The sequence below is a fragment of the Streptomyces sp. NPDC107559 genome, from assembly GCF_055657365.1.
Map to the genome: position 1 here is coordinate 204,986 of NZ_JBVKBD010000002.1, position 11,937 is coordinate 216,922.

Sequence of the window (11,937 nt, forward strand, 5' to 3'; positions counted from 1 at the left end):
CCGCAACGACGGGCTTCCCACCTTTCCTGCCATCGGCCGTCGGCGGCCGATCCGACGCGACACCGCGGCGTCGTCCCGCCTTGCTCCCCCGTTGTCGGCGCCACCTGCCACAATTGCCGCGCAACCTCAGTGGAGAAGGCGGTACGGGATCGTGACGACACCCGGGTCCATCGAAGTAGGGTCCATCGAAGGCAGGATCGCCGAGGAGCTCGGCGTACGGGAGCGGCAGGTCAAGGCTGCCGTCGAGCTGCTCGACGGCGGTGCGACGGTGCCCTTCGTCGCCCGCTACCGCAAGGAAGCGACCGAGATGCTCGACGACGCGCAGCTGCGCACGATCGAGGAGCGGCTGCGCTATCTGCGGGAGCTGGAGGAGCGGCGGACGGCCATCCTGGAGTCGGTGCGCGAGCAGGGCAAGCTCACCGACGAGCTCCAGGCGCAGATCCTGGCGGCCGAGACCAAGGCGCGCCTGGAGGACATCTACCTGCCGTACAAGCCCAAGCGGCGCACCAAGGCGCAGATCGCGCGCGAGGCGGGTCTGGAGCCGCTGGCCGAGGGGCTGCTCGGCGACCCGACCGTGGCCCCCCTCGCGGCGGCCACCGCGTTCGTCGACGCCGACAAGGGTGTCGCCGATCCGCAGGCCGCGCTGGACGGCGCCCGCGCGATCCTCACCGAGCGGTTCTCCGAGGACGCCGACCTCGTCGGCGAGCTGCGCGAGCGCATGTGGGTGCGCGGGCGGCTGGCCGCCAAGGTGCGGGACGGCAAGGAGGAGGCGGGCGCCAAGTTCGCCGACTACTTCGACTTCGCCGAGCCGTTCACCGAGCTGCCCTCGCACCGGATCCTGGCGATGCTGCGCGGCGAGAAGGAGGAGGTCCTCGACCTCGTCCTGGAGCCGGAGGAGCCGACGGACGGCCCGAGCTCGTACGAGGGGATCGTCGCCCACCGCTTCGGCATCGCCGACCGCGGGCGGCCCGGTGACAAGTGGCTGACGGACACGGTCCGCTGGGCCTGGCGCACCCGGCTGCTGGTGCACCTCGGCATCGACCTCAGGCTGCGGCTGCGTACGGCCGCCGAGGACGAGGCGGTGAACGTCTTCGCGGCGAACCTGCGGGATCTGCTGCTGGCCGCCCCGGCGGGCACGCGCGCGACGCTGGGCCTCGACCCCGGTTTCCGTACGGGCGTGAAGGTGGCCGTGGTCGACGCGACCGGCAAGGTGGTGGCGACCGACGTCATCTACCCGCACGTCCCGGCCAACAAGTGGGACGAGGCCCTCGCGAAGCTGGCCCGGCTGGCCGGGGAGCACGCGGTCGAGCTGATCGCCATCGGCAACGGCACGGCGTCCCGCGAGACCGACAAGCTCGCCGGTGACCTCATCACCAGGCACCCGGAGCTGAAGCTCACCAAGGTGATGGTGTCGGAGGCCGGCGCGTCCGTGTACTCGGCCTCGGCGTTCGCCTCGCAGGAGCTGCCCGACATGGACGTGTCGCTGCGCGGCGCGGTCTCCATCGCCCGCCGGCTCCAGGACCCGCTGGCCGAGCTGGTGAAGATCGACCCGAAGTCCATCGGTGTCGGCCAGTACCAGCACGACCTGTCCGAGGTGAAGCTGTCGCGCTCGCTGGACGCGGTGGTCGAGGACTGTGTGAACGGCGTCGGCGTGGACGTGAACACGGCGTCCGCCCCGCTGCTGTCCCGGGTGTCCGGCATCTCCTCGGGGCTGGCCGAGAACATCGTGGCCCACCGGGACGCCAACGGGCCGTTCAGCTCCCGTTCCCAGCTCAAGGGCGTGGCCCGGCTCGGCCCCAAGGCGTACGAGCAGTGCGCGGGCTTCCTGCGCATCCGCGGCGGCGACGACCCGCTGGACACGTCCAGCGTGCACCCGGAGGCGTACCCGGTGGTCCGGCGCATGGTGAAGACCTCGGGGCAGGAGGTGGCCTCGCTGGTCGGCAACACCTCGGTGCTGCGTTCGCTCAGGCCGGACGACTTCGTGGACGAGAAGTTCGGTCTGCCGACGGTGACCGACATCCTGAAGGAGCTGGAGAAGCCGGGGCGCGACCCGCGGCCCGCGTTCAAGACGGCGACCTTCAAGGAGGGCGTCGAGAAGATCTCCGACCTGTCCTCCGGGATGATCCTGGAAGGGGTCGTCACCAACGTCGCGGCCTTCGGGGCGTTCATCGACGTCGGCGTCCACCAGGACGGCCTGGCGCATGTCTCGGCGTTGTCGAGGACGTTCGTGAAGGACCCGCGGGACGTGGTCAAGCCCGGTGACATCGTCAAGGTGAAGGTCCTCGACGTGGACATCCCCCGCAAGCGGATCTCGCTGACGCTGCGGCTGGACGACGAGGCGGCGGCACAGGACGGCGAGCAGCGACAGGGCGGCGGCGGGCGTCAGCAGCGCGGCGGCCGTCCGCCCCAGCAGCGCCAGGGCCAGGGCCAGGGCCAGCAGCGTCAAGGCCAGGGACAGGGCCAGGGCCAGGGACGGCAGGGTCAGGGGCGGCAGGGTCAGGGCCAGGGGCGTGCCGGTGGCGGCGGTGGCCGGCCGGCGCCCGCCCCCGCCAACAGCGCGATGGCCGACGCGCTGCGCCGGGCCGGACTGCTCGACCCGAAGAAGGGCAAGGGCTGACACACCGAAGGGCCCGGCCCCGGTTCCGTCCGGGGCCGGGCCCTTCGCTGCTCGGTCGGCGTTCCGTCACCTTGCCGTCGGCGACTGCTCCGTCGGCGTTCCGTCACCTTGCCGTCGGCGACTGCTCCGTCAGCGTTCGGTCACCTTGCCGTCGGCGACCTCCAGGCGGCGGGTGACCTGCACCGCGTCGAGCATCCGCCGGTCGTGGGTGACCAGCAGGAGCGTGCCCTCGTAGGCGTCGAGGGCGGACTCCAGCTGCTCGATCGCCGGCAGGTCGAGGTGGTTCGTCGGCTCGTCGAGCACCAGGAGGTTGACCCCCCGGCCCTGGAGCAGGGCCAGCGCGGCGCGGGTGCGCTCGCCGGGTGACAGGCTCGACGCCTGACGCAGCACATGGTCCGACTTCAGACCGAACTTGGCCAGCAGCGTACGGACTTCGACCGGTTCGGTATCGGGTACGGCCGCGCAGAACGCGTCCAGCAGGCTCTCCGGGCCGAGGAAGAGCCCGCGGGCCTGGTCGACCTCGCCGACCAGGACACCGGAGCCCAGGGCGGCGTGTCCGGCGTCCAGCGGGATCCGGCCGAGGAGCGCGCCGAGCAGGGTCGACTTGCCCGCGCCGTTCGCGCCGGTGACCGCGACCCGGTCCGCCCAGTCGATCTGGAGCGACACCGGGCCGAAGGTGAAGTCCCCGCGCCGCACCTCGGCGTCCCGCAGCGTCGCCACCACCGCGCCCGAGCGCGGCGCCGTGGCGATCTCCATCCGCAGCTCCCACTCCTTGCGCGGTTCCTCGACGGTATCCAGCCGCTCGATCATGCGCTGGGTCTGCCGGGCCTTCGCGGCCTGCTTCTCGCTGGCCTCGCTGCGGAACTTGCGGCCGATCTTGTCGTTGTCGTTGTTCGCCTTGCGCCGGGCGTTCTTGACGCCCTTGTCCATCCAGGAGCGCTGCATCTGCGCGCGGTCCTGGAGGGCGGCCCGCTTGTCGGCGTACTCCTCGTAGTCCTCGCGGGCGTGCCTGCGGGCCACGTCCCGCTCCTCCAGATAGGCCGCGTAGCCGCCGCCGTAGAGGTTCACCTGCTGCTGGGCGAGGTCGAGTTCGAGGACCTTGGTCACGGTGCGGGTGAGGAACTCGCGGTCGTGGCTGACGACGACGGTGCCTGCGCGCAGGCCGCTCACGAAGCGCTCCAGGCGCTCCAGGCCGTCGAGGTCGAGGTCGTTGGTGGGCTCGTCGAGCAGGAAGACGTCGTACCGGGACAGCAGCAGCGAGGCGAGGCCCGCGCGGGCGGCCTGGCCGCCGGACAGGGACGTCATCGGCTGGTCCAGGCCGATGCCGAGGCCGAGCGAGTCGGCGACCTCCTCGGCCCGCTCGTCGAGGTCGGCGCCGCCGAGGTCGAGCCAGCGCTCCAGGCTCGTCGCGTAGGCGTCGTCGGCCCCCGGGGCGCCGTCGACCAGGCCCTGGGTGGCCTCGTCCATCGCCAGCTGGGCGGCCGCGACCCCGGTACGGCGGGCGAGGAACTCGCGCACGCTCTCGCCGGGCCGCCGCTCGGGCTCCTGCGGCAGGTGTCCGACGGTCGCGGTCGGCGGGGAGAGCCTGAGCTCGCCCTGCTCCGGGGTGCTCAGACCGGCGAGCAGACGCAGCAGGGTGGACTTGCCCGCGCCGTTGGCACCGACGAGACCGATCACGTCACCGGGTGCGACGACGAGGTCGAGCCCGGTGAAGAGCGAGCGGTCGCCGTGTCCGGCGGCGAGGTTCTTGGCGACGAGGGTGCCAGTCATCAGGTCGTCGATCCTAGTGGGCCGCCGGCGGGGCGTGCTTCGCGCGGCGGGCGGGCGGTGGCGGGAATCACGACGGCCGCAGCGGGCCGCGGGTCCGGCGGTCGGGGTGGTCACGGTCGCCCGTCGGCGAGGCGGTGCCGGTCAGCCGGGCAGCGCCGCCACCAGGACGCTCCCCGAGGTCCTGGCCACCACGAAGCAGGCGCCCCGGACCGCCTTGGGGTCCAGGGCGATGCGGTGCCGGCCGGGTTCCAGGATGCCGTCGAAGAGCTCGTGGGTACGGGTGCGGGAGAGCCGGTCGAGACGGTAGGCGGTGAGGCGGACCCGGCAGGACGAGGTCACCTCGACGTCGGCCTCGCCGTCGGCGGCGGCCAGCGCGGTCAGCCGGCGCTGGTCGGCGGGGCTGCGGTCGAGGGCGTGCTCGATCCGGGCGACCAGGAGCGGGACGATGGGGGCCTGGCCGTCGACGTACGCGACGTCGAGCCCGGCGCGGTCGAAGGCGTCGCGTACGGCCGCGCGTTGCTCGGCGCCGACCGTGGCGCCGAAGACGACGACGCCGTACGCGCGCAGTTCGTCGGCGGGCACGCCCTGCGCGTCGCGGGTGATGTCGGCGCCGATGCCGATGATGCGCAGGGCCGCGGCGAGTCTGGCCAGGAAGGCGACCCGGGCGCCGATCAGCAGCACGCGGCGGGCGGTACGGGCGAAGGCGTCATGCCGGTCCCGGCCGCGTTCGCCGTCGCCGCCGTCGGCTCCGATGCCGCCGTCGGCGTCCGCGTCGGCGTCCGCGTCGGCGAGCAGCGCGTGCAGGGCCGCGCGGTACTCGTGGCCCCGGAAGCGGAAGGGGCCGATGCCGTGGTAGCCGTCGAGCTCCAGGTCGACGTCCGGCCGCGTCTGCCAGGCGAAGTCCCGCCAGACGTAGTCGTCGCCGTGCGCGTCGATGACGGCCGTGACCGCACCGCAGGCGAGGTCCGCGCACTCGGGGCAGCCGTAGATGACGTGCCGTCCGCCGGGCAGCGGTGCGCCCGTCTCCAGCAGCAGGCCGCGGACCTGCTCGGTGAAGATCGCGGGCGGTACGTCGGAGGCGAGCGGGGAGACGGCGTCGAGGTCGCAGAGCCGGTGCAGCAGCGGGCGTCCGTCGACGACGAAGTCGAGGAAGTCCCGGTGGACCTGGTATCCGCCGTCGGTGAGCATCGCACCGGCGCGCGTCGCCGGGGCCAGGCCGAAGGTCGCGTACGCGGCAGACATGCTGTGAGTATCCCCAGCGCGGGGACGTTCCGTGCATGGCATGACATATTCCGCCAAGTTCCCCGCGCGGCCAGGTACCGGATCCGGACCATTCACCTGATCTTCGCCGTACGCTCCGGCCTGCCCGCGGCGGAGCACAATTCGGTAGCAACTGGCCTGTCGTGGTGTTTACTTGACTCAGGCGACAGCTTGGGAGGGACAGTGCCCATACCCGGACTGGAACTGGTGGCCGCGGCGGCGGTCGGCTACCTGGTGAGGAAGGCGCGGCGGGTCGGTTCCCGCGCCGACGCCGAAGTCGACCGAGTCCTCGACGACGGCATGGACGCCCTGCACGAACTGGTCAGTGGGGTCGTCGGCGACGACCCGGCCGTCACCCGGCTGCTGGAGCAGGCCGGCGACGGCGAGGTGACCGAGCGCACGACACGGCGGGCCACGGACGCCATCGCCGACCTGGCGGAGGAAGACTCCGGCTTCGCCGCCGAGTTGGCCGCAGCCGTCGACCGCCTGCAACGCCACGAGGCCGGACTGGCGCAGCAGGGCGGCGTCAACGCGGCACGTGACCTGCGGGTCGAGACCGGTGGCGTCGTGGTCGGCGGGAACGTCTCGGGAGGAGTGACGACCGGACACCACCCTTCGACGCCGGGACCGCACGAGGGCTGAGCGGTTCCGGAGAAGCCTCCGCCCAGCCCACGATCGCGGCCCGCACGGCGGCGGTCGCCGGCGGAGTCGTGGCCACGCGCATCGACCATCTGCATCTGACGACCGGGCCGCCGAACGGGCCGGTCACCCGTCCGAGGCCGATCCAGGCGCTTCCCTCGCGCAACGCGGCGTTCACCGGGCGGACCGCCCTTCTGGAGCGTGTCGACGCGAGCATGCGGCACACGGGGCAGGACGGCGTCGAGGACCACGGAGTGGTGTCGCTCATCGGGATGGGCGGCATCGGCAAGACCCAACTGGCCCTCGAATACACCCATCGCCACGCCGACGAGTACGGGCTGGTGTGGTGGGTGGGCGCCGACCAGCTCGCCGCGGTGATGGCGAGCCTCACCGCCCTGGCCTCCCATCTGGGACTGACCGCCGCCCAGCCGTCCCTGTTGATCCGGGCTCTGTGGGTGGAGCTGGCGGCCAGGCGGGACTGGCTGCTGGTGTACGACAACCTCGACGATCTCGGCGCCATGAACGACCTGCTCCCGCCCGACGGAGGAAAGCTGCTCATCACCGGCCGCGATCCCCGGATCGGACGGATCGGCACCCGCATCGACGTCACCGAGTTCGAGCGGGACGAGTCGATCACGCTGCTGTCGCGCCGCTGCCCCTCCCTGTCGCCCGACGACGCCGACCGGGTCGCCGCCGCGGTGGGCGATCTGCCGCTCTCGGTGGAGCAGGTCGGCTGCTTCCTGGACGAGACCGGCCTGGCGACCTCCGACTACCTCAGGCTCCTCGGGTCCCAGCCCGCCGCCAGCGGCCTGGACGACCGCACCGTCTCGGCGCACCCCGGCCTGGTGTCGGTGGTCGTCACCAGCCGGGACCGGCTGGTGACGACCGCGGGTCCGGCGGCCGCCGCCCTGCTCGACCGGCTCGCGTTCCTCGCCCCGGAGCCGATCCCGCTGGGCTCCGACCCCGCCGTCGGGCCGCCCCGGTTCGGCGTCCGGCTCGGCGACACCGCGACGGCCGCGCTGGCCGTCCGCAAGATCGTCACCCTCGGGCTGGCACGGCACGCCGACAACGCCCTCCAGATGCACCGCCTCGTGCACGCCCTGCTCCGGGAGAAGCTTCCGTCCGACGAACGCGGGGTGGTTCACCACGCCGCCGAGGAACTGCTCGCCACGATCGCCCTGGGCGACCCGGACACACCCGAGTCCTGGCCCGAGTACGGGCTGGTCGTCCCGCACGTCCGGGAACTGCTGTCGTCCGCCGCGGCCCTGCCCGGAACCCAGCTGGACGCGGAGGCGTTCCGCACCCTGGTCCTGAAGGTGCAGCGGTACCTGTACTTCTCGGGCCAGTCCCGGTCCGCGGTCGACATCTGCCGGATGACCCGGGAGTCCTGGACGGACCGGCTCGGCCCCGACCATCCCGACACGCTCCACTCCGGCTACAACCTCGCGTCCAACCTCTTCGAGCTCGGTGAGTACGCGCGGGCCCGGGAGGTCGACGAGGACGTCTGGGACCGGCGCCGCCGGACCCTCGGCAGGGACCACCAGGACACCATCCGGTCGGCGCACCAGCTCGCGGCCGACCTCTGCGACCTGGGGGACTTCGCCGGGGCGCGGGCGCTGGACGAGGAGGGGTGGAAGCATCGCCGCCGGCTGCTGGGCGAGCACCACCCGGACACCCTTCAGTCGGCCCACTACCTGGGGTCCGACCTGTATGAGCTCGGCGAGCTCGAACGGGCCCGCGACATCAACGAGGAGGTCTGGAAGCGGCGTCGGCAGGTCCTCGGCAGGGATCACCCCGACACCCTGCACTCCGCGCACCACCTCGCCTCCGACCTGTGCGACCTGGGCCGGCTGGAGCGGGCCCTGGAGATGCAGCGGTGGGTGCTGGGCCAGCGGCGCCAACTCCTGGGCGAGGACCACCCGGACACCCTGCGCTCGACGCACTACCTGGCCATCACGCTCCACCGGATGGCCGACTATCCGCAGGCGCGGGCGCTGAACGAGGACGTCTGGAACCGGCGCCGGCAGCTGAACGGCGACAACCATCCCGACACGCTGCGCTCGGCCTACAGCTTCGCGGACGATCTGTGCGCCCTCCAGGACTACACCCGCGCCCGCGAACTGCACCACGACACCTGGGAACGGCGCTGCCGCGTCCTGGGCGAGGACCACCCGGACACCCTGCGCTCGGCCCGCGCCCTCGCCGAGGTGCCCCTGCCTCCGTGATCAGCTGTTGCCGAGTTCGGCCCCGAGACCGGCGATCACCGCCGCGGCCCGGTCGATGACCTCCGGGTCGCGCAGCAGCGCCATCCGCAGATGCCTGCGGCCCAGGTGCGGTGAGTTCCAGTAGAACCGCTCGCCGGACAGGACGTGGACGTCCCGCTCGGCGAGCAGCCTGCGCACGCGTTCTCCGTCCAGTCCGTCGGCGGTCACCTCCAGCCAGGCCAGGCCCAGCTTCCGGGTGTCGTCCATCCGCAGGAACGAACCGGGGACGGCGTTCTGGAAGAGCGTCCGGTTCCTCGCGACCAGTTCACGCAGATAGCGGCCGCCGTCCTCCTCCGCGAGACGCACGAACTCCGTGATCAGCCGGACGGTGAAGGGCGAGAGGTGGAGCAGGAAGTCCGAGTGCATCGCCGCGATCTCGCCGGTCAGCCTCGGCGAGACGCTGAGGAAGGGCGCCTTCAGCTCGGCCGCGGGCCAGACCTTTCCCGTGTCCTCGATGACCACGCAGTCGATTCCGGAGTCGGCGAGGATCCGGTAGTGGTCGTAGACCTGCTCGTCGGACAGGTAGACCCGGAAGCAGCCGTCGAGAACGAGCAGTTTCCCCTCGGCCCGGCAGTACTCGACGATCCGGGTGAACGCCTGCTCGTCGGCCACGGTGCCGGTGGGGTTGTTCGGGCTCACCAGGAAGACCGCGTCCGCGGTGAGCGTCTCCAGCAGCCCCTCCAGCGCGGCCGCTCCCTCCGTCAGCACGGTCTCCGGGAACGGCTGGAGCGGGATGCGGTGACGCCGCAGGATGTCGGCGATGTTGTCGAAGCAGGGTTCGATCAGGGCCACGGAAAGTCCCCTGAGGCGCAGCAGATTGGCCACGATCTCGACGGCCATCGAGGCCGAGTAGGACATCAGTCCCGTGAAGTGCTCAGGGACGTACGACTGTGCGCCGAGCGCGAGATAGCGGCGGATGTACTCGGCCTCGGCCAGCCGGCCGCCCCGGCGGTCGGATTCGGAGAAGAATCGCGCCGAATCGGCGATGATCGCGAATTCGGCGTCGGTCCAGGAGCGGAACGCGTGACCGTCCGACAGATTGTTGTCGAACGGCAGGGCGTCCACCTCCTCCTGCGTGAGATTTCGCTCGCTCACCCTCACCCCCGTGTCCGGACCGGCCGTCCCTCACCGTGTGCCGCTTCCGATCGTCCCTCTCGGCTCTCGTCGTCCGCAAGGTGCCGATCTCCCCTTTGATCCCGTGCCGGTGATATTTACGGCTTCCGGCACTCCGCCCGGCGCACGTGTCCTGTCGTCCGTACCGGTTTCCGTCCCCAGGGGTGCGCCGAGGAGGCGGCCGCGCCCGCGGCCGCCTCCCGCCGAGCCGCTGCGGAAGCCGGCTGTGCGCCGCTACGGGATGCGGTGGACGGCCGACGGCTCCCGTACGCCGGCCGGGGGCGTGGCAGAGGTCGTGACCTGCGCCGCTCGCGCGGAGACGGGCGCGGAGTAAGCCGATCCGGCCGTGGCGCGGGCGAAGGCGGCCGCGCCGCCGACGAACGGCACCCGGGCCGTGGTGCGGGACAGGTCCAGGGCGAGGGTCGGGGTGGTGGAGGGCGGGTCGATGAGGTCCCGGTCCGTGCCCGCCACGATCAGCGCCAGCCGGTGGCCCGCGGGCACCACGTGGTCGGTGGCGGCCAGGTCGAGGGTGATGGTGTACGTCCGGCCCGGGACGAGCGGGACCCCGTGCCGGGCGGAGGCGTAGTGACCGAGGTCGGCCCAGCCGCGGCTGAGGACCGTGAAGCCGACGTCGGCGGTCTTCGCCCGGGTCTCCTTGAAGCAGGCGCTGTCGCCCGCGCTGCTCACGCCCCAGCAGGTGCGGTCGGTGAGGGTGGTGATGCCCTCGCCGTTCGCCGCGTAGTCGCGGACGGTGTCCGGGCCGAGGTCGACCAGGACGGCCGTGAGGTGGGCCGAGGCGGTCGTCGGGGTCGCGGCGACGGTGACCTTCGAGGAGCCGGACAGCCGCAGGTCCGTGGTGAGCGGTCCGGTGACGAAGCCGGCCTTCTCGGGTGTGGCGGTGTCGGTCCGCGCCGCCCAGTCGGTCTCGTCGAGCCGCGGGTCGTCGGTGAAGGTCTCGGTGCCGGTGCCACGGGTCAGGCCCAGAGTGCCGACACCCGCCGTGGCGCCGGCCGCCGGATGCAGGGTGGTCGCCCGGGTTCCGCGCGGCGGCCAGACCGTGGAGGTGGCCCACTGGTCGGGGTGGCGTTCGATGTCGGCCATGGGTTCGCGGTCGATGCCGTTGTCGTAGCCGAGGAGTTCGTGGTCGAACCAGCGGTGCAGGGTGTCGACCCAGGCGGCACGGCGGAAGTCGAACGGGTCGACGTGGCCGGTCTGGGAGAGCCAGATCTTGCGTTCGACGCCGTTGCGGGCGAGGGCGTCCCACCACTGGCCGAAGTTCTTGGTGCGGACGTTGAGGTCCTGCATGCCGTGGACCAGGAAGACGCTCGCCCGTACCCGGCCGGCGTCCTTGACGTAGTCGCGCTCGGTCCACAGGCCGGTCCAGTCGCCGGTGCGCGGGGCCTGGTCGACGAGTTTCTGCTGGACGGCGGCGCACCTGGTGCGGGCGTCGGGGCTGTCGACGTAGTCCGAGAGCCAGTCGGGGCCCGAGTCGTAGAGCGGGGCGCCCTGGGCGAAGTAGTAGTCGTACCAGGAGGAGATGGCGCTGATCGGGACGATCGTCCTCAGCCCTTCGACGCCGGTGGCGGCGACACCGTTGGCGATGGTGCCGTCCCAGCTCTTGCCGATCATGCCCGTTCTGCCGTTGGTCCAGCCCGCCTTCACCGTGGTCGTCCCGGTGCGGGTGGTGTACGCCCTGGCCCGTCCGTTGAGCCAGTCGATCACCGCCTTCGCGGACTGGATGTCGGAGCGGCCGCCGACGTCGACGCAGCCGTCGGAGCGATTGGTCCCGGCCAGGTCGACGCCGACGAAGGCATAGCCGCGGGGAACGAAAAAGTTGTCGTAGAACAGCGGCATCTGGACGACGTGGCCGGCGGCGTCGTAGGTCTTCAACTGGCTCTCGTTGCCGCGGCCGCAGCAGGAGTAGTACGGGCTGGCGTCCATGATGACGGGCACTTTGCGGCCCTCGCGGGCGGGTTCGGCGGGCCGGACGATGTCGGCGGCGACCCGGTCAGTCTTTCCGTCGCCGTCCGAGTCGAGGCCGGTGTCCACCCAGACGGCCTCGCGGATGGCGTCGGCGTACGAGTAGACGGGCCGGCTCTCCCGCACGGCGGCCCGGGCGGCCGCGGGGGTGAGGAAGGCAGCCATCAGGGCTGCGACGGCCAGGGTCGCGAGCGTTCTCCAGGTCATGAAGCGCGTGCGTTTCGGCATGCGCGGACGGTACCCCGGTCAACTCCCGTACAGAAGACCACATCTGAGAGGGCGTCGGGATGCGCG

Annotated in this window: 7 protein-coding genes; 3 read left to right on the forward strand and 4 right to left on the reverse strand. The window is 72.1% G+C overall.

Annotated elements, in window-relative coordinates; all coding sequences use genetic code 11:
* The first annotated feature begins 151 nt into the window (after positions 1–151).
* Positions 152–2,617, forward strand: coding sequence for a Tex family protein (locus ACZ7OY_RS07620; RefSeq protein ID WP_471910532.1), 2,466 nt, complete (start codon positions 152–154; stop codon positions 2,615–2,617).
* 129 nt (positions 2,618–2,746) lie between these two features.
* Here ACZ7OY_RS07620 and ACZ7OY_RS07625 read toward each other — a convergent pair whose 3' ends face one another.
* A complete protein-coding gene (locus ACZ7OY_RS07625; protein WP_471910533.1) occupies positions 2,747–4,387 on the reverse strand; it encodes an ABC-F family ATP-binding cassette domain-containing protein in 1,641 nt (546 codons plus the stop codon).
* Between the two features lie 141 nt (positions 4,388–4,528).
* A complete protein-coding gene (locus ACZ7OY_RS07630) occupies positions 4,529–5,629 on the reverse strand; it encodes an oxidoreductase (RefSeq protein ID WP_471910534.1) in 1,101 nt (366 codons plus the stop codon).
* A 201-nt stretch (positions 5,630–5,830) separates the two neighbouring features.
* Here ACZ7OY_RS07630 and ACZ7OY_RS07635 point away from each other — a divergent pair, with 201 nt between their 5' ends.
* Together ACZ7OY_RS07635 and fxsT are read left to right on the forward strand one after the other, a co-directional pair.
* Positions 5,831–6,289, forward strand: a complete 459-nt coding sequence (locus ACZ7OY_RS07635; protein ID WP_471910535.1) for a hypothetical protein — start codon at positions 5,831–5,833, stop codon at positions 6,287–6,289.
* Between the two features lie 68 nt (positions 6,290–6,357).
* The gene (gene fxsT, locus ACZ7OY_RS07640; RefSeq protein WP_471910536.1) at positions 6,358–8,511 is read left to right on the forward strand and encodes an FxSxx-COOH system tetratricopeptide repeat protein; all 2,154 of its coding nucleotides are present in this window, start codon (positions 6,358–6,360) and stop codon (positions 8,509–8,511) included.
* On the opposite strand, the gene ACZ7OY_RS07645 is transcribed toward fxsT, so the two are convergent.
* Entirely contained in the window at positions 8,512–9,645 is a 1,134-nt protein-coding gene (locus ACZ7OY_RS07645) for a pyridoxal phosphate-dependent aminotransferase (protein ID WP_471910537.1), read from the reverse strand.
* 252 nt (positions 9,646–9,897) lie between these two features.
* Positions 9,898–11,871, reverse strand: a complete 1,974-nt coding sequence (locus ACZ7OY_RS07650; RefSeq protein WP_471910538.1) for a Xaa-Pro dipeptidyl-peptidase — start codon at positions 11,869–11,871, stop codon at positions 9,898–9,900.
* Positions 11,872–11,937 lie beyond the last annotated feature (66 nt).

Coding starts and splice junctions, on each gene's coding strand:
- ACZ7OY_RS07650 (WP_471910538.1), bottom strand. CDS start 11,871: ATGCCGAAACGCACGCGCTTCATGACCTGGAGAACGCTCGCGACCCTG.
- ACZ7OY_RS07625 (WP_471910533.1), bottom strand. CDS start 4,387: ATGACTGGCACCCTCGTCGCCAAGAACCTCGCCGCCGGACACGGCGAC.
- ACZ7OY_RS07630 (WP_471910534.1), bottom strand. CDS start 5,629: ATGTCTGCCGCGTACGCGACCTTCGGCCTGGCCCCGGCGACGCGCGCC.